Source organism: Streptomyces sp. G7(2002) (assembly GCF_028870195.1).
In the GTDB taxonomy this organism is placed as follows: domain Bacteria; phylum Actinomycetota; class Actinomycetes; order Streptomycetales; family Streptomycetaceae; genus Streptomyces; species Streptomyces nigrescens.
The window spans coordinates 1,809,306-1,832,290 of the sequence record NZ_CP102609.1 but is presented as its reverse complement, the minus strand read 5'-3'; the positions used below and the strand labels follow the sequence as shown (position 1 = coordinate 1,832,290).

Below are 22,985 nucleotides of genomic sequence, written 5' to 3'. Positions count from 1 at the left end.
ACTCCCATGCCTCACCGCGTACGTGTGAAGACCTCCGCAGGCACGGTCCTGGGCCGGCAGGACGCCGGGGTGAGCGTCTTCTGGAACATCCCCTATGCGGCCGCTCCGGTCGGTACCGGGCGGTTCGCGGCGCCCGTGGCTCCGGCGCCGTGGAGCGGTGTACGGGACGCCGGTGAGCCCGGCCCCACCGCCCCCGCGGCGCTGCGGGCGGGCTTCGGCCCCCTGGACATGTCGGCCCTCCTGGGCTCCGGGTGGGTCGCCGGAGAGGACTACCTCGGCGTCAACGTGTGGACACCGAGCCCGCACCGGGACCGGCTGCCGGTGATGGTGTACGTGCACGGCGGGGGCTTTCTCAACGGCTCCGGACGTGCGGAGCTCTACGACGGCACCGGTTTCGCGCGCGACGGTGTCGTACTGGTGACGCTGAACTACCGTCTGGGCGCCGCGGGTTGGCTGGACGTGCCGGGAGCGCAGGCGAACCGTGGTCTGCTGGATGTGATCGCGGCGCTCGGCTGGGTGCGGGACAACATCTCCGGTTTCGGCGGGGACCCGGACCGGGTGACGGTGTTCGGCCAGTCGGCCGGGGCGATGATCGTGGCCGCGCTGCTGGCCGCTCCGCAGGCCGAGGGGCTGTTCCGGCGTGCGATCAGCCAGAGCGGCAGCGGTCTGTGCGCGTTCGCTCCGCGGCAGGCCGAGCGGGTCACCCGCGCGGTGGCGGCTCGGCTCGGCATCGCCCCCTCTGCCGGTGCATTCGCCGGCATCCCTGACGACCGGCTGGTGTCCGCGGTGGCCGGGCTCGGCCCGGTCGACGTCGCCGGCGACGGCTACTACGACACGTCTTTGGGCAGCAGCCCGTTCAAGCCCGTTCTCGACGGTGCCGTGCTGTCGCAACAGCCGGTGGACGCGGTGGCCGGCGGCAGCGGGAGCGCGGTGGACCTGCTCATCGGCACCAACGCCGACGAGGCCAACCTGTACGTCGTGCCGGCCGGGCGGGCCGCGCGGATCACCGAGGCGGAGGTGTCGGCCGCCGCGGCCCGCCGCCACCCGGACCCTGTGGCACTGGTCGCCGCACACCGGGCGCAGCGGCCGGACGCGTCCCCCGGCGAGCTGCTGGCGCACCTGGTCACCGATGCCTTCACCGAGGGAAGCAGGCAGCTCGCGGACGCCCATGCCGCTCGTTCGGCGGCCGGCACCCACGCCTATCTGTTCCGTTGGCGGCCGGCTGCGTTCGGCGGCTCCCTCGGTGCGTGCCACTGCGTCGAGCTGCCTTTCGTCTTCGACCGCACCGAGTTGCCGGGGCTCCGCGGGCCCCGGGCACTGCTCGGGGACGGGGACCTGCCGCCGGACCTCGCGTCGCGCATGCACCGGGCCTGGATCAGCTTCGCCGCGACCGGCGATCCGGGCTGGCAGCCGTACCGGACCGAGGACCGAGCCGAAGAGCGAACTGAGGACCGGGCCGAAGAGCGGACCGAGGACCGGGCCGACGACCGGGCCGTCCAGATCATCGACGAGCGGTGGACGATGGCGCAGGTGAGAGGGGCGAGCAGCGGCGCTTGAGGGAGCCGGGGAGGCGGGCGGGGGAGGCGCGGGTGCCGAGGCGGCCATGGCCGGGAGAAGACCGTCGGAAATTTTTTCAAGCCGGCACCAATCCGGGGGCGTTGCGGCTCCGAATCACGCTCGACACCTCACCGAGGTGTTGCTGTCGAACCCGGACGACGTGCGGTCCCCCCTCCTCCGCGGAGGCCGCCGGAAAAGGAACGATCGTGATAGCCAAGCGCACCAGCCGCCTCGCCGTACTCGTCGCTCTGCCCGCCGCCCTGGCCCTCACCGTGGGCGCCTCCTCCCAGGCCGTCGCCGAGGGCACCGGAGCGTTCCAGATCAACCTGGCGCAACTGAACGACTCCGGTTCCAAGGGCACGGCGATGCTCAGCCTCCAGGGCAACCGGCTGACCGTGAAGATCGAGTCCGAGGGACTCGTACCCGGACAGCCCTCCGCCCAGCACCTCCACGGCTCCACCGACGGCCATGACTTCCACTGCCCGGACGCCAGCGACGACACGAACGGTGACGGCGTCCTCAACAACACCGAAGCCACGGTCGATTACGGCGACATCAACATCTCGCTCACCACCAAGGGACCCACGGACATGGCGAGCGGTCTCGCCGTCGACCGGATGCCGGTGGCGAACGCACAGGGCAAGGTCTCCTACGAGCGCACCCTCGCCGTCTCCCAGGACGTGGTCGAGCACATCAAGGACCTGCACATCGTGCAGCACGGCATCGACCGCAACGACAACAAGAAGTACGACTTCGAGGGGGCGGGCAAGAGCGAACTCGACCCCAAGCTCCCCCAGGAGGCCACCGCACCGACCAACTGCGGTGAGGTCCTGGGCGCCGCGGTGGGTTCCATTCCGGTCGGCGGGGTCGAGACCGGCACCGGGCCCGCCGAGGAGGACGGGGTGCCGGCCGCGGTGATGGGCGCCGGCGGGGCCGCCTTCGTGGCGACGGCCGGTGCGCTGCTCTTCGCACGGCGGCGGAAGTCCGTGCTCGCCGCCGGGCGGGCCGAGGGCAACGGGGCCGCCGCGTGAGCCGCCGGAGCGAGGACACCATGATCACCGTACGCCGCCGGGGCCACCGCGCCACCGGCTACGCCCTCGCCGCGGCACTGTCTGCCGTGCTCCTCGCCGGGTGCGGAGGGCAGGACGCCGCGCCGCCCCAGTCGCTCCCCGCCGGGCAGCAGCCGGGTGGCGGCGGGCAGTCGTCGGACGGCGAGGCGGCGGGCGGTGAGGCGGCGGGTGGCGGGTCCGGGAGCCAAGCAGCCGCCAGCATGCCGAAGTCGGCTCCGCAGCGGCTCTCCATCCCGTCGCTCAATGTCTCCTCCTCGCTGGAGACGCTGGGACAGCAGAAGAACGGGACCATGCAGACCCCCCGGGACCCCGACAAGGCGGGCTGGTACCAGCCGGGGCCGACGCCCGGCTCCAAGGGACCGGCCGTGATCGCCGGCCATGTCTCCTGGAACGGCAAGCCGTCGGTGTTCCACAAGCTGACGTCGCTGAAGCGCGGGGACAGCATCGAGGTGGCCCGGCAGGACGGGAAGACGGCCAAGTTCACCGTCGACCGCATCGCCCAGTACCCGAAGAAGAAGTTCCCCACGCTCGAGGTGTACAAGAACCTCGATCACGCCGGTCTCCGCCTGATCACCTGCGGCGGTGACTACGACAAGGGCCAGCATTACTACCCCGACAACGTGGTGGTGTTCGCCAGCCTCACGGGCAGCGCGTAGACCGTACGCGCGCCTTCCGGCCGGCGGTCCGGCGCCCTCGCACGGGCGACCGGGCCGCTCGCCGGTGCCACCGGCCTGAGGACGAGCGGGGGAGCGGGGGAGCGGGGGAGCGCGACCAGGGCGCGGGGCGGACGGTGGCAGTGCGGCGGCAGGGGCGACCGGCTCGCGCCTCCGGGGCTCGCATCCCGCCGTCCCCGGTCCGTCCGTGCCGGGGCGCCGGACCGCCCGCACCCGTCGACCGCCATACTGCCTGCGATCTTTCTTCGCGCCCCGAAGGGAACTTCGCAACGTGTCCTCCACCGCCCCTCTCCCCGTCACGCGCACCCGCGTCGTCATCGTCGGCGCCGGTCCCGCCGGGCTCATCGTGGCGAATCTGCTGCGCACCGCCGGAGTCGACTGTGCGCTGCTGGAGGCGGAGAGCAGGGAGTTCATCGAGCAGCGGCCGCGCGCCGGGTTCCTGGAGGAGTGGGCGGTGCGCGCGCTGGACCGGCGCGGGCTGGCCGACGGGCTGCTCGAACGGGCGGGTACACAGGGCGAGTTCGAGTTCCGGTTCGACGGGGAGCGGCACACGGTACGGACGGCGGAGCTGTCGGGGCGCCACCACTTCGTCTATCCGCAGCCCCTGTTGGTCACCGACCTCATCGCCTCGTACGCGGACCGGGCGGAAGGCGAGGTCCGCTTCGGGGTACGGGAGGTGGCACTCCATGACATCGACAGCGCCCGGCCGGCGGTGTCGTACACCGATCCGGTGACCGGCGCCCGGCACCGGATCGAATGCGACTTCATCGCGGGCTGCGACGGCGCCCGCGGAGTGACCCGGGCGGCCGTCCCCACCGGCCGGGCGGCCGTCACCCGCCATGACCACGGCGTCGCCTGGCTCGCCCTCCTCGCCGAGGCACCGCCGTCCGCGGACGGGGTGGTCTTCGGCCTCCACGAGCGCGGATTCGGTGCCCAGATGGCCCGCAGTCCCCAGGTCACCCGCTATTACCTGCAGGTCGCGCCCGGGTCGGACGCAGAAGACTGGTCGCATACGCGGGTGTGGGACGAGCTGCACCGACGGCTGGCCGCCGACGGCGCCCCGCCGCTGACCGAAGGTCCAGTGATCGAGAAGGTGGTCCTGGACATGCACAACTACGTGGTCGAGCCGATGACCTTCGGCCGCCTCCACCTGGCGGGGGACGCGGCGCATCTGGTCGCGCCGATCGCCGCGAAGGGCATGAACCTCGCGATCAATGACGCGCTGCTGCTCGGGGACGCGCTGATCGCGCACTACCGGGGCGACGACAGCGGGCTGGCCGGATATTCCGAGGCGTGTCTGCGGCGGGTCTGGCAGTACATGGAGTTCTCGCAGTGGCTGTCGGACGTGCTGCACGGCGCCTCGTCCGGTGACCGCTTCCAGGCGGGCACGGCCCGGGCGCGGCTGCGGAGGCTGCTGGGGTCCGAGTCCGCGGCGAAGGCGTTCGCCCGGCTGTACATGGGTGAGGAAGCCGATCTGTGAGGCCGTGCGGGACCGGGCGGGCGGCACTTCCGTGGGGTGATTCACAAACCGGGAGGGGGTGCGGCCCCGCAGGCCTGGGTACGCGGCCTCGTGATCGCCGGGCGAGATACCGTTGAGAAGTGGTAGAAAGTCGGCGAAAAGCATCGCTGAGTCACTGAGGAAGGAGACGTATGTCATCGAAGCGCCGTCGTAAGAAGAAGGCCCGTCGCAAGAACGGTGCCAACCACGGCAAGCGGCCCCAGTCCTGAGCGAAGGCTGCGACCGACCTCGCCGATGGGGTTTCTGTGGGCTCCCCGTGTCCGTGCTTCCGCGGACGCGCGGAGCCCACAGCCGTAGGACGCCCCGGCTCATGCCCCGACTCACGCCTTCGTCAGCGCCTCGGCTATCCGCTGGGAGGCCTGTATCTGGGTGGCATCGCGCCGGGTCGGGTTGAACGAGAAGACCGCGCGGCGCTGTTGGTCACGGGTGGCGACCATGGCCGAGCAATAGCCGTACCGCTCGCCGGTCTTGCCCCACAGGGTGATGCCGTTCATCGTGACGGTTTGCAGGCCCGCGGCATAGCGCGCCGGGCCGCCGTCCACCATCCGCACCTCGTCCGGCGGCAGGGTGAACATCCGCTCCAGCTCATGGGGCGGCAGGAGTTCGCCCGAGAACAGGGCGGTCAGGAAGCGGTCCAGATCGCCGGTGTGGGAGATCATCTCGCCCCCTCCCCAGGCGGCCGACTGGTCGAACTCGGTGATGTCCAGCAAGGACCCGTCCGTCATCCTCATGTAGCCGTGCACATGCGGCCCGTGGATCCGTGGGTCGTTGCCGGGCACGCTGGTGTGCCGCAGGCCCAGCGGGCGCAGAATGCGACGGGCGATCACCTCGCCGTACCGGCGCCCTGTCAGCCGCTCGATCAGCAGCGCCAGAAGGATGTAATTGATGCTCCGGTACTCCTGTTTGGTGCCGGGAGTGAACTTCATGGGGCCGTGCGTCACCCGTGCCACGAGCTGTTCGGGCGTCCACCGGTCGTAGCGGTGCCGGGCGATCTCCTCCGGGGAGGTCGGGTCGTAGGGCGGGTCCTGCTCGTCGGGGAGCCCGCTGGTGTGGTTCAGCAGCTGTAACACCGTGATCGGCGGGAACTTCGACGGCAGCAGTCCGGGCAGCAGACGCTGGACCGGCAGCTCCGGTGACAGCCGGTGCTCGGCGGCGAGCTGCAGCACCACCGTCGCCACGAACACCTTGGTGATGCTGCCGATCCGGAAGGTGTCCCGCTCATGGACCCCGCGGCCGGTGGCCCGGTCGGCGACGCCCGCGTTGCCGTACCAATGGCCGGCCGAACCGGTCACCCGCAGCTGGGCCGCGGTCAGCTGCGGGTGCTCCAAATCGGAGAGGGCGGCACGCAGCGCGGGCACATTCAGCGGAGGGACGGGGGCGGGAGCGGGCGGGTTCCGACGGGCCGGACCACCGCCCGACAGGGCCGGGGCCGGACGCGACGCGGCTCGGGCCGGACCCGCCGTCGCGGCGACCACCGCACCGGACAGGGCGGCCCCCACAACTGCCCTGCGGGACAAGGAAGAAAGGCTCATGTCGAACAGCTTTGCGGTCGCGCGCCGCGAGGTCGTCAGGGTCCTCCCTGACCCGCCCCTGAACCACCCCGCATGCGCCCCCGGATACGCACCCCGAGCCACGCCCCGGCCCACGCCCACATCCGGCCCACGCCGCGGCGGCGTCCGAGTAGAGGGAGCCCGGGCAGCGGTTTAGCGTGGAAGGGAGTTTCGCCTCCCAGGAGGGGCTGTTGCCATGTCACTCGGCACGACGGACAAGGCCGCCGGGGGCCGGTTGTCGCAGTTTCTCGACAGCCCCGTCATCGGCATGTCGCCCTGGATCGCGATGTCGGTCATTGTCGGGCCGGGCCGCTTCGAGCTGGCGGTCGCCATAGCCCTGGCCCTCGCCGTGGCGCTCGTCATCGTCGGCCGCATACGCCGCCCCGGGAGTTCCTTCAAAATCCTTGAGATTGCCGATGTGGCGTTCTTCGCGGTGATGGCGGTCATCGGCATCTTCGCCTCCCCGGGCGCATACCGCTGGCTGGAGGATTATGCGGGGGAGGTCGCGAACATCGCACTGATGGCGATCGCCCTCGGGTCCATGGCGTGCCGGGTGCCGTTCACCCTGCAGTACGCCCGGGAACAGGTGCCTCGCGAGTACTGGAACGAGCCCAGATTTCTGCGGACCAATTACTACATCACGGGTGCATGGGGTGCCGCATTCGCGGTGGCGGCGATAGCGGGGGCGTACGGCGACCTCGTGCTGCACAATTCCAATAACCTGTGGACGGGCTGGATCATCCAAATCGGGGCCATCATCGCGGCCTTGCAGTTCACCGAGTGGTACCCGGACGTGGTGCGGGCGCGTTCGCTGCGCGAACGGAATCTTCCCGGCCCGCCCGAACCCCCGGTGAGCGACTTCCTCATCCCGCTGGCGGGCTATCTGACCCCGGTGGGCATACTGGTGCTCGCCTTCGGCGCCGGGCCGGTGTGGCTGGGCGTGGTGCTGATCGTGCTCGGGGTGATGCTCGCCAAATCGCTGTCCCGCCCCAAAGAGGCAGAACCCGACGCCTCGGGGTAAGGGGTTGACGGCACCGGGTGCCAGGTGATCTAGAATCGGCGGATGATCTTTATCGTCGTCAAGTTTCCCGTGAAGCCCGAGTACGCCGAAGAGTGGCCGCAGCACGTCAAGCCCTTCACCGACGCGACCCGCGCCGAGCCCGGCAACCTGTGGTTCGAATGGTCCCGCAGCATCGAGGACCCGAACACCTATGTCCTGGTCGAGGCATTCAAGGACGACGCCGCCGAAGCGCATGTGAATTCCGACCACTTCCGCGCCGGGATCGAGCAGATGCGCCCGCTGCTGCGCCGCACCCCCGACATTGTGAGCACCACCATCGAGGGTGCGGACGGCTGGAGCGCGATGGGTGAGATCACCATCGACTGAGGTCGACTGAGATCGACTGAGATGGGCGAGATCACATCGGCTGAAGGGCGCCGGAGCACCGGCTGAAGGGCGCCGGAGCACCGGCTGAAGGGCCGAAGCGGGCCCGCCGAGGCCCGCCGGCCCCGCTATGCCTCCTTCACCAAGTGGCTGATGAACCAGTCCCGGGCGAGGTCGGCGACCTGTTGCAGGGCGCCGTGCTCCTCGAAGAGATGGGTGGCGCCGGGAATGATGTCGAGGCGGGTGGTGCAGCGCAGCGCCGCCTCTGCCTCCCGGTTGAGGTCGATGACCAGGCTGTCGTTGCCGCCCACGATGAGCAGTGTCGGCGCCCGTACCCCCGGGAGCAGCGGTCCGGCGAGGTCGGGCCGGCCGCCGCGGGAGACCACCGCTCCGACGTCCGCGCCGGGAGAGGCGGCGGCCCAGAGCGCCGCCGCCGCACCGGTGCTCGCGCCGAAGTAGCCGACCGGTACGGCGGTGCGGTCGCGCAGCCAGCCGGTGGCGTCCGTCAGCCGCTCCGCAAGGGTGGCGATGTCGAAGACGTTCGCCCGGTGGGCTTCCTCGGCCGGGGTGAGCAGATCGAAGAGCAGGGTGCCCAGGCCCGCCTCGTTCAAGGCCGTGGCGACCAGCCGGTTGCGCGGGCTGTGGCGGCTGCTGCCCGAGCCGTGCGCGAACATCACCACCGCCCGGGCGCCCGCCGGCAGCTTGAGGTCCCCGGTCAGCCGGACCCCGGCGGCGTCGATCGCCACCTCCTCCTCGACCTCCTCGTCCGCCGCGGCCTCCGCGTCCGGAGCGGAGCCCTCCGGACCGGGCCCGGCCGCGGCCTGCGCCAGCAGCGAGACGACTTCGTCGTCGGGGGTCTGGGAGAAGTCCTGGTACCACTCGCCGACGGCGGAGAAGGCGAACGGGGTGGAAAGACAGACGAATTCATCGGTCGCGCCGCGCAGCCGCTCGGCCGCGTCCGGGGGCGCCACGGGTACGGCGAGCACCACCCGGGCCGCGCCGTGAGCGCGTACCACCTGGCAGGCGGCCGCCGCGGTGGCGCCGGTGGCGATCCCGTCGTCCACCACGATCGCCGTCCGGCCTTCGAGGGAGAGCCGCGGCCGCCCGGCACGGAAACGCTCCGCCTGACGGGCGAGTTCCGCGGCCTCGGCATGCTCCACGGAGGCCAGATCCGCCTGTTCGAGCCGGCCCCGGCGGACGATGTCGTCGCTGATCACCCGCACGCCGCCCTCACCGATGGCGCCGAATCCCAGCTCGCGCTGGTAGGGGACCCCCAGTTTGCGGACCACGATCACATCGAGCGGCGCGTGGAGCGCCCGCGCCACTTGGAAGGCCACCGGGACCCCGCCACGGGGCAGGCCCAGCACGACGGGATCTTCCCCCTCCAGGTGCCGTAGCGCTTCGGCGAGGCGGTGCCCCGCATCCGCGCGGTCAGTGAACAGCACAGTGTGCACCCCCTAGCCAGGGGAGACGGAAGCTGCGTTCACACCTCACTTCGAAATAACCCCATTCACCGTGACTTCGCAAGTCGGGCCGCGGGCGGGGCCCGGCCGTCCGCCCGGCCACCGCCGACCGTGGTTACCGTCGGCGTATGAAGGGAATCGGAGCGGTCCTGATCGATATCGACGGTGTCCTCACCGTGTCCTGGAAGGCGCTGCCCGGCGCGGTCACGGCCATGGAGCGGCTGCGCGCGGCCGGGCTCCCGCTGCTGTTGGTCACCAACACCACCTCGCGGACCCGCGCCGTGGTCGCCGGGCGGCTGGCCCGGGAGGGTTTCCCGGTCGACGTCGACGACATTCTGACCGCACCCGCCGCCACCGCCGCCTACCTGCGCGAACACCATCCGGACGCACGCTGTCTGCTGATCAACAGCGGTGAGGTCCGGGCGGATCTGGAGGGGGTGGAGGTCATCGGGGAAGGGACCGGCGAGGCGGGCCCAGGGGCGCCGGACGTGGTGGTTTTCGGCGGTGCGGGCGAGGAATTCAGCTACCCGGCCCTCAACACCGCCTTTCGCCATCTGCAGCGCGGCGCCCGGCTGGTCGCCATGCACCGCAATCTCTACTGGCGTACGGCGGACGGGCTCGACCTCGACACCGGGGCCTTTCTGCCGGGCCTGGAACGGGCCGCCGGGGTCGAGGCGACGGTCACCGGGAAACCGGCCGGGGCATTCTTCGCCACCGCCCTGGCACAGCTAGGCGCCCCGGCGTCGGAAACGCTGATGGTGGGCGACGACATCGAGTCGGATGTGCTGGCGGCGCAGCGCTACGGCCTCACCGGGGTGCTCGTCAAGACCGGCAAATACCTGCCGGAAACCCACCGCGCGGCCACCGGTACCCCGGACCATGTCCTCGACTCCTTCGCCGAGCTGCCCGCCCTGCTCGGTCTGCCCGGTGCGCAGGAGCCGCCCGCCTCGTGAGCCGACGCCCTCGGCACGGTTCCGCGGGGATCACCCCGCGGCGGCGGCCCCGGCGCGCCGGTAGTGGAGCAGGACGACGCCGTTGCCGAAGGTCCGGGTCCCGGCGAGTTCCAGGGGCGTCCTGGTGTCCGACGTCCGGAACAGGGGCTTGCCCCGGCCGATGAGGACCGGGTGGACGAAGAGGCGGTACTCGTCGATCAGATCGTGCCGCCGGAAGGCCTCGGCGAGGTCGGGGCCGCCCAGCACCAGATCGCCGCCGGGCTGCGCCTTGAGCGCCATGATCTCCTCGGGGACGACGTCCCGCACGAGGGTGGAGTGGTAGCCGCCGGCGTCGTCCAGGGTCCGGGAGAACACGTATTTGGGCATGTCCCGCCAGATCCCGGCGAATTCGGCCATGGGGCCGGCATTGGCGGGGTCGGCGTCGGCGGTGGGCCAGAATCCGGCCATCAGCTCATGGGTGACCCGTCCGGTCAGGAAGGCGCCCATCGGCCGGAGCCAGTCGTTGAAGTACTGGTGCAGCTCGTCATCGACCAGGTGCCAGTCGATCTCGTGGTCCGGGCCCTCGAAGAAGCCGTCAACGGACACCGACAACGGCAGAATGATCTTTCTCATCGCGGACCTCACCGAAGTCATCGGGCCGGCCGGCACCGGCCGGAGGGCCCCAGTGTGCCCGGCGGACGCGGCGGCGGCCGGTACGCGCCCGTACGGCGCGCCGGGCGCCGGCCGCCGGTCAGGGCGGGTCGGTGAGCAGCGCCGCGATCTCCTCCGCCGTCCAGTGGCCCTCGGCTCCCGGGCAGCCGGCGAGATAGCCGGCGGCCCGGCGGGCGCTCCATCCGTGGGAGGCGACGATGCCGGCCCCGATATGCCGGAGGTAGGCCGCGGCAGGAGGGTTCACGGCGATGTCCTTGCTGCTCCACGGGGCGGTGAAGGTCAGCACCGGGTAGCCGTCCAGCAGCCCGGCACACACCAGCGTCTCGTACCGGCCGGGGCCGAGCCGGGACCGGCCGCGGGTGACGGCCTCCGTCAGATCGAGGTCCTCGCCGGGCTCCCGGTACATCTCCTGAGCGGCGATATCGGAGAACTGGGAGAGCGTCAGAAGGTAGCCCCGGGACGGCAGTTCGCCGCTTCCGGGCAGGTCGTCCGGCGGGGCGTCGGGGTCGTAGAAGGCCCTGCCGCCGGTCCACACCTGCGATTCGGTGGCGAAGTAGAGCAGTCCCGGCAGCATGATCGGTGCCGTACGGGCGGGGGCGCGCGGGTCCCGGCAGCCCGGGTAGCTGCGCAGTCCGCCGGGCGGCCGGCCGCCGGCCAGGTAGGCGGTGAGCCGGTCGAGAAGCATGTTGGAGCCGTAGGCGGCGTACCACAGGTGGCGTACGGGGGTGCGGCGCCGGACGGCGTCGGGGGCGTCGTCCAGGGCTTCGAGGCGTCGGGGCGGCCTGATCACGCCCTCACGCTACGCGGAACGGTCCGCCCGACGCGGCGCCCGACGGGGACACGGCCGTGCCGAGCGGGCGGCCGTGCGAGGCGACGACGTACGGGCGCTGACGTACAGACGATGGCGTACGGGCGTGACATACCGACGAGCGGCGAGGTCAACCTGGCTTGATCGTTACCACCCAGGGTTTTGCCGCGGAGGGTCTGGAGATGCGCACTGCACGGACAGGACCGGTCCGTACGACAACCGGTGTCCGGCCGGCGGCCGGATGCCGGGGGACGGAGGCAGTGTGGTGGACAAGATGCCAGGGCGAACCGACGCGGAGATACGCAGGACCGGGGCGGCGGGCGGCCGCCCCGCGAGGGTGCCGCACACGAGCCGGCGTCAGCTGCTCGCGGCCTCGACAGCGGCCGGGCTCGGACTGCTCACGGCCTGCGCGGGCACGTCCTCGCGCGCCGACTCCGCGTCCAGGGCCTCACCACCCGGCGGGCCGGGGTCGTCCTCCCCTTCGGGCCCGTCCGGCTCCGCGCCCTCGGGCCGCCCGACGAAGCGACGCCGTCCCGAACTCCCGCGTGGGGGACGGGAACTGTTCCCGCGGTACCGGCTGGTCGGGTTCTGTGGCCTGCCCGGCGCCGCGGCGCTCGGCCGGCTCGGGACCGGCGACCCCAAGCGGCGGGCCGCCGAGGCGGAGAAGGTGGCGCACTCCTACGCCGCGGGGCGGGAACCGCTGCCGGCGCTCGAACTCCTGGCGACGGTCGCCAACTCCTCGGCAGGACCGGACGGCATGTACCGCTCACGGACGCCCGACGCCACCATCCGCCGCTTCCACCGGGTGGCGCGCGACCGCCGCGGGCTGCTGCTGCTGAACATCCAGCCGGGCCGTGCCAGGGTGCTCGACGAGGTCAAGGCGCTGCGTGACTGGCTCGTCCACCCGGACGTGGGGATCGCCCTCGACCCGGAATGGGAGATGGGGCGCGGCGAGGTGCCGGGCGACACCTACGGGCACACCGACGGCCATGAGCTGACCGAGGTCGCCCGCTATCTGTCCGGGCTGGTCGAGGCGCACGATCTGCCGCAGAAGCCGCTGGTCTTCCACCAGGTCGCCACGTCCGTCGTGAGCAAGCAGTCGGCACTGCGCCCCCAGCCCGGTGTGGCGCTGATCAAGAGCGCCGACGGCATCGGCTCGCCCGGCCTGAAGCGCGGAACCTGGCACAAGCTGGTCGACGACCTGCCCGACGGCCTGCACACCGGTTTCAAGCTCTTCTACGAGGAGGACGCCGAGGGCAGTCGCCTCATGACGCCGAAGGAGGTGCTGGCCCTCCGGCCGCAGCCGGAGTATGTGATGTACGAGTGAGCCGCCCGGAACGCTTGCGTTCCTGACGGCTCAGGCGCTGGGCGGGGCAGCGGTCCGCCGCGCGACGGACACCGGTCTGCCCGCAGGTGCGGCGGCCGGTGATCCGTCGTCAGTACGCGTGCCTGTCCGGCCGGTTGGTCCACGCCGCATAGGCACTGGCGCCCAACTCGGGGTAGATCTGTGCGATCTTGATCCGTCGCTCGTCGAGCGGCCGCTGGAAGTCCTCGTACTGGAACGTGTCATCGAAGCCGATCCGCGCGGTGTCCGCCAGGTCGCAGCTGTAGTACACCGCGTCTATCCGTGACCAGTAGATGGCGCTCATGCACATCGGGCAGGGGGCACCGCTGATGTAGATCGAGCAGCCCTGGAGCATACGGGCGCGCTCCGCCACCGGGTCCGGTGACCCTTCGGGCCGGGGGACGTACTCCAGTGTGCTCTCGTTCTGATGCTCCACGGCGATGGTCGGAGCCTCAGGGTTGAGGACCTGGATGGCTTTGCTGATGGTCTCCATCTCGGCGTGGGCGGTGGGGTCGCCGGTCAGCAGAACGCGGTTCTGCCCACGGGCGAGGATGTCCCCGTTGCGGGTGATCACCGCGCCGAACGGGCCGCCCCAGCCGTTCTCCACGGATTCCGTGGCCAGCCGTACGGCCTCTGCGAGGAGTTCTTTGTCTTCCATCACGGACTCTCCGATCGGCATCGATTCCTCTGCGGAACGGACTGAAATAAATGCCCAATTTGCCCCGTAATTCCCTTATGTACTAGGCTACTCGATGTGAGTGCCCGTGCAAGCCGTGATTCCACGGCCCTCAACGCCACCGTCGTGACCTCGCAGAAGGTGCGCGAAGGCCGGGCCGACGAGTACCAGCGCTGGCAGGACAGGACGAATGCGGCGGCCCGCGAATTCGAGGGTTTTGTGGGTGCCGAGGTTTATCCGCCCGGCGCCGGTGAGGCCAACGAATGGGTGGCCGTTTTCCGCTTTTCCGCCATGGATTACTTGACCGCATGGCTGAATTCGGACCGGCGGCAGGAGTTGCTGGACGAGGCCCACGAACTCTTCGAGGGTCCGCCGACGCAGGAGGTGCTCCAGGGCGGCAGTCCCGCCCAGCCGGCCCCCCAGGTGGTCACGGCCGTGATCTCCCACGAGGTGAAGCCGGGCTGTGAAGAGGGCTTTCTCAACTGGCAGGAGAAAACGCTCGGGGAGCAGGAGAAGGCACCGGGCTTTATGGGCTCCGAGCTGTTCGCGCCGGTGGCGGGCGTCCAGGAGAACTGGGTTGTCGTCTTCCGGTTCGAGTCGCGTGAGTACCTCGACAACTGGCTCGGCTCCGACGTGCGCAAGAAGCTGTTGGAGGAGGGGAGCAGATATTTCACCTCCTACGACGTGCGCAAGGTCGGTTCGTCGTTCAGTGGCTGGTTCCGCTTCGATCACGGAGAGGACCGGAGCGCGCCGCCCAACTGGAAACAGGCGATGACCGTTCTGCTGGCGCTCTATCCGACGGTGATGGTGCTCAACCTGACCGTGGGATACGGACTGGAGAAACTCGAAATCCGGGAGTACATCGGCCTGTTCCTCTCCAATGTGCTGAGCGTCAGCGCGCTGACCTGGCTGCTGATGCCCACGGTGAACCGGGTGTTCGCCTTCTGGCTGGTGCCCGCCCGGGTCCGCACCCGTCGGGCGCAGGTGCTGGGCATCGCGCTGGTGGTGTTCTGCTATCTGGTGTTCATCGGCGTCTTCGGCATGATCACCGGCCAGATCTGGTGAGGAGGGCCCGATGCGCCCACGGGGAGCGGCAGTTGCGGCGGACATCGAGGGCACGCTGATCCGGCGGGGCGATCCCGGCTACGAGGACGCCCGGACCGGCGCGGTGTGGAACGAGGTCACGCCCCGGCGCTTCCCCGACGTCCTCGTGCGGGCCGCCACGGAAGCGGATGTGGTGCACGCCCTCACCTGGGCCCGCGCCCAGGGCCTGCGGGTCTCGCTGCGCTCCGGCGGGCACAACTGGTCCGGTGCACCACTGCGCGACGGGGGCCTGCTGCTCGACCTCTCCGGGCTCCGGCAGTGCGCCATCACGCCCGCGCACGGCAGCGAGCCGCCGACCGCCACGGTGGGGCCCGCCGCCACCGGTCAGGACCTGGTCGCGGCCCTCACCCCGCAGGACCTGGCCTTCCCCGTCGGCCACTGCCCCACCGTGGCGGTCGGCGGTTTCCTGCTCAGCGGCGGCCTCGGCTGGAACTCCCGTGCATGGGGGGCGTCCTGTGCCGACGTGCGGGAGATCCGGGCCGTCACCGCCGACGGGCGGACGGTCATCTGCAGCGACACCGAGTACCCCGAACTCTTCTGGGCCGCCCGGGGCGCCGGGCCGGGTTTCTGCGCGGCCGTCACCGGCTTCCGCCTCGCCCTGCACCCCCACCCCGCCTCGATCATGGCGACCGGCCTCACCTTCCCGCTGGACGAGGTCAGCCGGGTGACGGAGTGGGCGGAGCCGCTCGCCCGCCGCCTCCCGCCGTACGTCGAAACCGCCTTCGTCCTCGCGTCCTCCGGACCGCCGACCGAAAGTGCTCCGCGGGGACCCCGGATCACGGTCGCCGCCACCGCGTTCGCCGCGACGGAACGGGAGGCGCGGCAGGCGCTGGAGCCGTTCGCCGACTGCCCCTTCGGTGCCTGCGCCGTCACCCGGCGGCCGCCCGTTCCGGTGTCCTTCGCCGCCCTGCACGAGGGCGCGGCGGCGATCTGGCCCCCCGCACACCGGTATGCGGCGGACAACCTCTGGTCGCCGGAGAGCCACGCCACCCAGCTGACCCGGATCGCCGACGCGGTCGCCCACGCCCCCTCCGGGAAGTCCCTGGTGCTCTCGCCCGTACAGCCGGTCTCCCAGGAACCCGCACTGCTGCGGAACATGGCCTTCGCCCCGCTCGGCGAGTCCTACCTCGTGTGTTACGCGATCTGGGACGACCCGGCCGGGGACCAGGACAATGCGCGCTGGCTGCGGGACGCCATGGCCGCCGCGGACCCGCGGGGCGACGGCTGCCGCTACATCGCCGAGACGGACCTGGAGGCCGGCCCCGCACGGGCCCGGCGCTCCTACGCCCCCGCCACCTGGGACCGCCTCCAGGAGATCAAGGCGCAGTGGGACCCGGAAAACCTCTTCCATTCCTACCTCGCCCCGTGACGGGGCGGCCGGGGCGCAGGTTTGCCGCCCGGGCAAGCGGGGACGGCGCCGCGGGGGCACCATGGCCCTATGCTGCTGGCGCATCTCGCACAGGTGTCGGCCGACGTCGCCGCGACCTCGGCGCGTTCGCGGAAGATCGCGCTGCTGGCCGGGCTGTTCCGGGCCGCGGCGCCCGAGGACGTCCCCGTGGTCATCCCGCATCTCGCCGGACGGCTGCCCCAGGGGCGGATCGGGATCGGCTGGAGCGTGCTGCGCGAGCCGGTGCCGGCCGCGGACCGCGCCACGCTGACCGTACGTGACGTGGATACCGCGCTGACCGGCCTGGCGCGGGTCTCCGGGGCCGGGGCGCAGGCCGGGCGGCGTGCACGCGTCCGGGAGCTGCTGGCCGCGGCGACGGCGGAGGAGCAGCGCTTCCTGACCGGTCTGCTCACCGGCGAGGTGCGGCAGGGCGCGCTGGACGCCATCGCGGCCGAAGGGCTCGCCGCCGCGACCGAGGTGCCCGCGGCGGACGTCCGGCGGGCCGTGATGCTGGCGGGATCGCTGCCGGACGTGGCGCGGGCGCTGCTCGCCGAGGGGCCGCCGGCGCTCGCGGAGTTCCGGCTCACCGTCGGCCGGCCCGTCGGACCGATGCTGGCGCACAGCGCCAAGTCGGTGGCCGAGGCCGTCGACCGGCTCGGCGCCTGTGCGGTGGAGGAGAAGCTCGACGGCATCCGGGTCCAGGTGCACCGCGACGGCCCGGACGTCCGGATCCACACCCGCACCCTGGACGAGGTCACCGACCGGCTCCCCGAGATCACCGCGGTCGCCCGGGACCTGCCCGCCACCCGCTTCATCCTCGACGGCGAGGTGATCGGCCTGGACGGCGCGGGCCGGCCCCTGCCGTTCCAGCGGATCGCGGGGCGGTTCGGCTCGCGGGTGGACGTCTCCGCGGCGCGGGCCGCGCTGCCGCTGTCCCCGGTCTTCTTCGACGTGCTGTCGGTCGACGGCCGCGACCTGCTGGAACTCCCCGGCGAGCAGCGGCATACGGAGCTGGCCCGGCTGGTTCCCGAACCGTTGCGGGTGCGCCGCCAGGTGGTCGGCGACCCGGCCGACGCCGCCGCCCGCGCGGCCGCGGAGGAATTCTGGGCCGAGACCCTGCGCCGGGGGCACGAGGGCGTCGTGGTCAAGGCGCTGGACGCTCCCTACAGCGCGGGCCGCCGCGGCGCCGCCTGGCTGAAGGTCAAACCCGTGCACATCTTGGACCTTGTGGTGCTGGCCGCGGAGTGGGGACACGGCCGGCGCACCGGGAAGCTTTCCAACCTCCACCTCGGGGCGCGGGCACCGGACGGCGGCTTCGTCATGCTGGGCAAGACCTTCAAGGGGCTCACCGACGCCACCCTCGGCTGGCAGACCGAGCGGCTGCGGGAACTCGCGGTGGCGGACAACGGCCATGTCGTGACGGTGCGTCCGGAACTCGTCGTCGAGATCGCCTACGACGGGCTGCAGACCTCCTCGCGCTACCCGGCGGGCGTGACCCTGCGCTTCGCGCGGGTGGTGCGCTACCGGGAGGACAAGACGGCGGCCGAGGCGGACACCGTCGAGACGGTGCTCTCCGCGCACGACGGCGGGGCGTCGTAACCGCCATGGCCGGGAAACGCAGTGCCGGACTGCTGCTGTACCGGGGCACGGCGAGCGGTGTCGAGGTGCTCCTGGCGCACATGGGCGGGCCGTTGTGGGAGCGGCGGGAGGCGGGGGCGTGGTCGGTGCCCAAGGGCGAGTACGTACCACCCGAGGAAGCCTGGGACGCGGCCCGGCGGGAGTTCGAGGAGGAGCTGGGCATCCCGCCTCCCGAAGGGCGCTGTCTCCCGCTGGGCGAGGCCCGCCAGTCGGGCGGCAAGGTGGTGACGGTCTGGGCCGTCGAGAGCGATCTCGATCCGGAGCGGGTGGTGCCCGGCACCTTCGAGATGGAGTGGCCGCGCGGGTCCGGGGTGGTCGGCACCTTCCCGGAGATCGACCGGGTGGCCTGGTGGGGCCCGGAGGAGGCGCGAGCGCGGCTGGTGACGGGCCAGCGGGTGTTCCTGGAGCGGCTGGCGGACCGGCTCGCGACCGGGGGCTGACCGCGGGCGCCTCGCACTCCCCGGCTTCACCACCCCGCGGGCGGCACGCCACAACTCACCCTGGACACCTCCGTTCCACACCCGGCAGTCTGGCGGCGGGGCCGTCCGACCAGGTCCCGAACGGGGGGCCCTGGCGACAGGGTCATGAGCATGCCGCGGGGGCCGCATGTTGCGCATTCACTTCGAAGACCGGGATATCGCGCGGGTACAGATAGCCGACGCACCCGATCCACTGTGGGAAACGGTGCTCGCCCTGCACCATGTCGCACCGGCGGCGCGCGGGGTACCGGTGTACGGCGCCTGGCGCGCCCGGGCCCGCCGCGAACTGGACGCCCGGGGACTGTCCCGCGCCGCCCGGCTGATCAGCGCGCTGGCCCCGGCCGATGCCCGCTACTTCCCGGACTTCCTCACCCCCGACGCGGCCCGCGACGGGCTGGCCGCCGGGCTGGCGGCGCTGCGGGAGACCTCCCCGGTCCGGCTGACCGCGGAATCCGCCCGGGCCGCGCTGCCCGACCGGCTCCCGCGCTGGGCCGCCGCGCTGGCCGCCGGGAGCCGGGAGCCGCTCGACGAACTGGCCCGCGCGCTGGAGGAGGTGCACCGCGCGGTGATAGCCCCCGACTGGACGGAGGCGGCCGCCACGGTCGACTCCGACCGCGGCGCCCGCGCCCGCGCCCTCTGCCGGGGCGGTGTCGACGGCATGCTCAACAGCCTCCGCCCCGCGCTCCGTTGGGAGCCGCCGGTGCTGTACGTCGACTATCCCCAGGACCGCGATCTGCGGCTGGGCGGGCGGGGGCTGCGGCTGATCCCCTCCCACTTCTGCTGGCGCAGACCCATCGCCCTCGCCGACCCCGGCCTGCCGCCGGTCCTGGTCTACCCCGTGGAACACTCCACGGCCTGGGCACCGGCCACCACCCGCAGCTGTCATCCGCAGGCGCTGTCCGCCCTCCTCGGCCGCACCAGGGCCCGTATCCTCGCCGCGCTCGACGCGCCGACCACCACGGGCGAACTGGCCCGCCGCTTAAGGGTCTCCGCCCCCTCGGCCAGCGAGCACGTGAGCGCACTGCGCGAGGCCAACCTCGCCCGCAGCCGGCGCGACGGCGGATCGGTCATCCACGCCCTCACCCCGCTCGGCACGGCGCTGCTGCACGGTGAACTCGCCCCCGTACGCCTGCCGAATTGAGAGGTGCCGGGGCAGCGCGCCGCTCAAGGGGGGCTGACGGGTGCCCAGAGCCGGCCGGCGTCGCCCGCGGCCATGCTGCCCCGGTACTTCTCGATCTTGTGGTCGATCATCTTCAGGTTCTCCTGCGTCTCCGCCAGCTTGGCCAGGACGTCGGCGCGGTGGGCTTCCATGAGGGCGAGCCGTTCCGCCTCGTTGCCCGGTCCGGCGGCGACCAGTTCGGCGTACCGGCGGATGCCCCTGATGGGCATGCCGGTGGCGCGCAGCTTGGTGCAGATGACGATCCACTTGAGGTCGAGCTCGTGGTACCGGCGGCGCCCGCCGCTCGTACGGTCGACCGGGCTGACGACCAGGCCGGCACGCTCGTAGTACCGGAGCGTGTGGGCGCTCACCCCGGTGCGGCGGGCCGCCTCGGCGATGGTTACGCCTTCCGCGGGCACCGTCCCGGTGCGCGCCTTCGGTTCGGTGGCACCCGATGCTGAGTGCTGCTTGATTTCGAGCACGCTCTAAATCCTAGCGTCGGACCATGAGTTCACCCGTGCTTTCCCCCGCCGCGGCTGCCGGACTGAGCCCGCGCCGCAAATCCCTGGTGCTCGCGATCTGCTGCGTGAGCATCGTGGTCGTGGTGATGGACATCTCCATCGTCAATGTCGCGCTTCCCAGCATGGGCCGCGACCTGCACGCCTCCGAATCCGGCCGCCAGTGGGCGGTCGACGCCTACACCCTGGTGCTGGCCGCGTTCCTCGTCCTGGCCGGAGCCACCGCCGACCGGGTCGGCCGGCGGCGGGTCTTCCAGGCCGGTCTCGCGGCCTTCGGCCTCGGGTCGGTGCTGTGCGGACTGGCGCCGGACATCGGCTGGCTGATCGCGGCGCGTGCCCTGCAAGCAGTCGGCGGGACCATGCTCAACCCGGTGGCCATGGCGATCGTCGCGACCACGTTCACCGGTGCCGCCGAACGGGCACGGGCCATCGGGGTCTTCGCCTCGATGTCCGGACTGGCGCTGGCGCTGGGACCGGTCCTCGGCGGTGGGCTGGTCGACGCCCTCGGCTGGCGGTCGGTCTTCTGGATCAACGTCCCGATCGTGGCCGTGGCGATCGTGTGCGCCGCGCTGTTCGTACCCGAGTCCCGTGCCGAACGGGCCCGCCGGTTCGACCCCGTCGGGCAGGTACTGATGGTCCTGGTCCTGGGCTGCGTCGTCTACGCGATCATCGAGTCCAGCGCGCTCGGCTGGACCTCGCCGGTCATCATCGGGCTGCTCGCCGTCGCCGCGCTCGGCGTGGCGGGCCTCCTCGGATATGAACCGCGCCGCGCCGACCCGCTCCTGGAACTGCGCCTCTTCCGCAGTGTGCCGTTCAGCTCCGCGATCGTGATGGCGCTGTTCGCCCTGTGCGGCTTCGGCGCGTTCCTGTTCGTGACCACCCAGTACCTTCAGGATGTGCGCGGCCTGTCCCCGGTGGCGGCCGGGCTGTGCCTGCTCCCGGTCGGGCTGCCGGTCCTGGTGGTGGCGCCGCTCACCGGGCGCGCGGTCGGCGCGCGCGGTCCCCTGATACCGCTGGTGGTGGCAGGGATGGCGCTGGCCCTCGGCGGCGGCATGTCGCTGGGGCTCGGCCCGGAGACCCCCCTGCCGGCCGTGCTGGCGGTACACCTGGTGTTCGGTGTCTTCCTCGGCGCGGTCAACCCGCCGATCACCAACGCGGCGATCTCCGGGATGCCCCGCTCGATGGCCGGGCTGGCCGGCTCGCTGGCCTCCACCGGTCGCCAGACCGGCACCACACTGGGCGTCGCGATCTCCGGGACCCTCATCGGCCCGCAGATCGCCCAGGGCGGAACGGCGTTCACGGGCGCGGCGCATCGTGTGTGGTGGATGCTCGTCGTACTCGGCGCGGGCATCATCGTCCTCGCTGTGATCAGCTCCAGCCGGTGGGCACGCGCCACGGCCGAACGCGCGGGCACATGGGCCGATCCCCATCCGTGAGGCGGGAGTTGCGCGGGGCGGCGCGGGTGGGGACACCCCGCTACTGGCGGGCCAGGGAGCGGGTGATGCCCGTCGCGATCGTCGTGGCCAGCGTCCAGCCCGTGACGACCAGCAGATACGAGAGCCACTGGTACCAGCCCCGTGGTGTGAAGGCCCCCTCCTGTCCGAAGCCGATGATCGGCATCAGCAGATCGAGGGTGTAGAAGAAGGGGTTGAAGTCGGGGGCCTCGTCGGTCTTCAGCGGGCGCGGAGGGTGCAGGGCGAAGGCGAGGGCGCCGGTGAGCAACAGGGCCAGCAGCCAGCCGGCGGCCCGCATGGGACGGAAGCCGTAGCCGACCGTGGCGTCCTGAAGGTGACCCCAGACCTTGGCGTACCAGGGCAGGGTGCGGCGGTGGCGGCGGAGTTTGGCCAGCTGGACGGTGCGTGCGGCGGCTTCGTCCCCGGCCGTGCGGTATGCGCCGGCGAGCTGCTCGTACGAGTACGACACATAGCCCGCGCGCTCGCGCTCCAGCACCGGGAGCCGTTCCTCGGCGGGAAGGTGCGGGAGCAGCGAGCCGTAGGTGAGCCGGTCGAGCTTGACCTCGTCCGGCCAGACCTCCGGCGGGACGTACAGGACGTCGAACTGGGCGCGGCGCAGATTGACCGTGCCCACCACGGGCTTCGCCTCGCGCAGCCACATCTCGCCCGCGACGCAGCTGCTGACGCGTAACGCGACCCCGCCCGGGTTGGCGAGGGCGGCATAGGCGAGGTTGAGCTGGCCACCGATCCGGGCACCGCGCAGGTCGACCCGGCCGTGGGCCCGCAGCCGCATCGCGTGCACGTCGGTGCCGACGCCGAGGGTCTCGGCCTCCAGCGCGTGACCGCCGGGGGCGTTGAGCCGCGCGTCGTCGAGCGTGACCTGTCCGCCGACGGTGGCGCCGTTCAGCCGGATCCGGCCGTGGGTGACCAGGCCGGGAGCCCAGAGGTCGGTGCTGATGTCGGCGTGGTTCAGCTGGAGAACGGGTTCCTCGGGCGGCTCCGTGGCGGCCGGATCGCCGAAGTGGGCCCCGTTCGCGAAGACCGCACCGGATATCCGCGCCCCGGCCAGCCGCACCGGCCCCTTGACACGGCAACAGGTGAGGCGCAGCACTCCGTCGACATGGAGGTGTCCGGCCGTGAGCCCCGGCAGGACCGAGTCGTTCAGCGCCAGGATGCGCAGCAGCGCGCCGTACAGATCGGGGGTCTCCTCGAAGTAGCAGGACCGCAGCCGCACCGGGTGCTCGACCCTGCCGTACTTGAGGTTCAGCTCCCCGGTGATGCGGGCGCCCCACAGCTTCAGCCCCGCTACCTCGCCGTCCCGTGACGGCCCGTTGAGCAGCAGTACCCGGAGCACCGCGGCGCGCACGGTCCGCTCGGGGCCCCAGCCGGCGCCGGTGGCGGCGTCCTCGTCGGCGTTCTCCCGGAAGTCGACGCCCTCGCCGAGGGGGAACGCCTGCCAGACACGGCGTTCCGCTGGGGTCAGCTCGGTGATCTCCACCGGCCGGATGCTGTCGCGCGGGTGTACGAACTGTCAACCAAGAGCTGTGCGGCGGGCCTTGCTTTCCCTGCGCCTCCATGGAGTCGGCCCGGGGCGGG

General features: G+C 72.0%; 22 protein-coding genes. 15 read left to right on the top strand and 7 right to left on the bottom strand.

Annotated features, from left to right (window positions below; genetic code table 11):
* Positions 1-6 precede the first annotated feature (6 nt).
* From NUT86_RS07085 to NUT86_RS40595, 5 genes are all read left to right on the top strand, one after another.
* Positions 7-1,557 carry a carboxylesterase/lipase family protein gene (locus NUT86_RS07085; RefSeq protein WP_274734195.1) on the top strand — a complete coding sequence of 517 codons (1,551 nt, stop codon included), beginning with the start codon at positions 7-9 and terminating at the stop codon, positions 1,555-1,557.
* Positions 1,558-1,763: 206 nt separating this feature from the next.
* Entirely contained in the window at positions 1,764-2,588 is an 825-nt protein-coding gene (locus NUT86_RS07080; RefSeq protein WP_274734193.1) for a hypothetical protein, read from the top strand.
* Between the two features lie 20 nt (positions 2,589-2,608).
* Entirely contained in the window at positions 2,609-3,283 is a 675-nt protein-coding gene (locus NUT86_RS07075; protein WP_401855108.1) for a class F sortase, read from the top strand.
* Between the two features lie 289 nt (positions 3,284-3,572).
* Entirely contained in the window at positions 3,573-4,781 is a 1,209-nt protein-coding gene (locus NUT86_RS07070) for a 4-hydroxybenzoate 3-monooxygenase (protein ID WP_274734190.1), read from the top strand.
* A gap of 170 nt (positions 4,782-4,951) precedes the next feature.
* Positions 4,952-5,029 (top strand): 50S ribosomal protein bL37, encoded by a 78-nt coding sequence (locus NUT86_RS40595; RefSeq protein WP_370454205.1) that lies wholly within the window; start codon positions 4,952-4,954, stop codon positions 5,027-5,029.
* A 111-nt stretch (positions 5,030-5,140) separates the two neighbouring features.
* Here the strand turns inward: NUT86_RS40595 and NUT86_RS07065 are convergent, their stop codons facing one another.
* Positions 5,141-6,352 carry a serine hydrolase domain-containing protein gene (locus NUT86_RS07065; RefSeq protein WP_274734188.1) on the bottom strand — a complete coding sequence of 404 codons (1,212 nt, stop codon included), beginning with the start codon at positions 6,350-6,352 and terminating at the stop codon, positions 5,141-5,143.
* A 214-nt stretch (positions 6,353-6,566) separates the two neighbouring features.
* Between NUT86_RS07065 and NUT86_RS07060 the strand changes: the two genes are divergently transcribed.
* Positions 6,567-7,391: a hypothetical protein gene (locus NUT86_RS07060; RefSeq protein WP_274734186.1), complete on the top strand. Its 825-nt coding sequence runs from the start codon at positions 6,567-6,569 to the stop codon at positions 7,389-7,391.
* Between the two features lie 42 nt (positions 7,392-7,433).
* Positions 7,434-7,757 carry a putative quinol monooxygenase gene (locus NUT86_RS07055; protein ID WP_018090784.1) on the top strand — a complete coding sequence of 108 codons (324 nt, stop codon included), beginning with the start codon at positions 7,434-7,436 and terminating at the stop codon, positions 7,755-7,757.
* Between the two features lie 125 nt (positions 7,758-7,882).
* Here the strand turns inward: NUT86_RS07055 and NUT86_RS07050 are convergent, their stop codons facing one another.
* On the bottom strand, positions 7,883-9,199 hold the full coding sequence (locus tag NUT86_RS07050) for a phosphoribosyltransferase family protein (protein ID WP_274734184.1): 1,317 nt from the start codon (positions 9,197-9,199) through the stop codon (positions 7,883-7,885).
* Positions 9,200-9,345: 146 nt separating this feature from the next.
* On the opposite strand from NUT86_RS07050, the gene NUT86_RS07045 reads away from it, so the two are divergent.
* Positions 9,346-10,170, top strand: a complete 825-nt coding sequence (locus tag NUT86_RS07045; protein ID WP_274734182.1) for an HAD-IIA family hydrolase — start codon at positions 9,346-9,348, stop codon at positions 10,168-10,170.
* 30 nt (positions 10,171-10,200) lie between these two features.
* On the opposite strand, the gene NUT86_RS07040 is transcribed toward NUT86_RS07045, so the two are convergent.
* Entirely contained in the window at positions 10,201-10,782 is a 582-nt protein-coding gene (locus NUT86_RS07040) for a dihydrofolate reductase family protein (RefSeq protein WP_274734180.1), read from the bottom strand.
* A gap of 118 nt (positions 10,783-10,900) precedes the next feature.
* On the bottom strand, positions 10,901-11,611 hold the full coding sequence (locus NUT86_RS07035) for a histone deacetylase (RefSeq protein WP_274734178.1): 711 nt from the start codon (positions 11,609-11,611) through the stop codon (positions 10,901-10,903).
* A 292-nt stretch (positions 11,612-11,903) separates the two neighbouring features.
* Between NUT86_RS07035 and NUT86_RS07030 the strand changes: the two genes are divergently transcribed.
* Positions 11,904-12,956: a hypothetical protein gene (locus tag NUT86_RS07030; protein WP_274734176.1), complete on the top strand. Its 1,053-nt coding sequence runs from the start codon at positions 11,904-11,906 to the stop codon at positions 12,954-12,956.
* A gap of 109 nt (positions 12,957-13,065) precedes the next feature.
* Here the strand turns inward: NUT86_RS07030 and NUT86_RS07025 are convergent, their stop codons facing one another.
* Positions 13,066-13,632, bottom strand: coding sequence for a nucleoside deaminase (locus NUT86_RS07025; RefSeq protein WP_026169823.1), 567 nt, complete (start codon positions 13,630-13,632; stop codon positions 13,066-13,068).
* A gap of 96 nt (positions 13,633-13,728) precedes the next feature.
* On the opposite strand from NUT86_RS07025, the gene NUT86_RS07020 reads away from it, so the two are divergent.
* The 5 genes from NUT86_RS07020 to NUT86_RS07000 all read left to right on the top strand — a co-directional run bounded on the left by NUT86_RS07020 (position 13,729) and on the right by NUT86_RS07000 (position 19,399).
* Positions 13,729-14,715, top strand: a complete 987-nt coding sequence (locus NUT86_RS07020; RefSeq protein WP_229838297.1) for an antibiotic biosynthesis monooxygenase — start codon at positions 13,729-13,731, stop codon at positions 14,713-14,715.
* Between the two features lie 10 nt (positions 14,716-14,725).
* A complete protein-coding gene (locus NUT86_RS07015) occupies positions 14,726-16,123 on the top strand; it encodes an FAD-binding oxidoreductase (protein ID WP_274734174.1) in 1,398 nt (465 codons plus the stop codon).
* A 69-nt stretch (positions 16,124-16,192) separates the two neighbouring features.
* Positions 16,193-17,740, top strand: a complete 1,548-nt coding sequence (locus tag NUT86_RS07010) for an ATP-dependent DNA ligase (protein ID WP_274734172.1) — start codon at positions 16,193-16,195, stop codon at positions 17,738-17,740.
* 5 nt (positions 17,741-17,745) lie between these two features.
* On the top strand, positions 17,746-18,219 hold the full coding sequence (locus tag NUT86_RS07005) for an NUDIX domain-containing protein (protein WP_274734170.1): 474 nt from the start codon (positions 17,746-17,748) through the stop codon (positions 18,217-18,219).
* A gap of 166 nt (positions 18,220-18,385) precedes the next feature.
* Complete coding sequence (locus NUT86_RS07000) at positions 18,386-19,399, top strand: winged helix-turn-helix domain-containing protein (RefSeq protein ID WP_274734168.1); 1,014 nt, start codon at positions 18,386-18,388, stop codon at positions 19,397-19,399.
* A 23-nt stretch (positions 19,400-19,422) separates the two neighbouring features.
* Here NUT86_RS07000 and NUT86_RS06995 read toward each other — a convergent pair whose 3' ends face one another.
* Complete coding sequence (locus NUT86_RS06995; protein WP_018090772.1) at positions 19,423-19,899, bottom strand: MerR family transcriptional regulator; 477 nt, start codon at positions 19,897-19,899, stop codon at positions 19,423-19,425.
* A gap of 23 nt (positions 19,900-19,922) precedes the next feature.
* Here NUT86_RS06995 and NUT86_RS06990 point away from each other — a divergent pair, with 23 nt between their 5' ends.
* On the top strand, positions 19,923-21,371 hold the full coding sequence (locus tag NUT86_RS06990) for a DHA2 family efflux MFS transporter permease subunit (RefSeq protein ID WP_051104171.1): 1,449 nt from the start codon (positions 19,923-19,925) through the stop codon (positions 21,369-21,371).
* 40 nt (positions 21,372-21,411) lie between these two features.
* Here the strand turns inward: NUT86_RS06990 and NUT86_RS06985 are convergent, their stop codons facing one another.
* Positions 21,412-22,887, bottom strand: a complete 1,476-nt coding sequence (locus NUT86_RS06985; RefSeq protein ID WP_274734164.1) for a membrane-associated oxidoreductase — start codon at positions 22,885-22,887, stop codon at positions 21,412-21,414.
* Positions 22,888-22,985 lie beyond the last annotated feature (98 nt).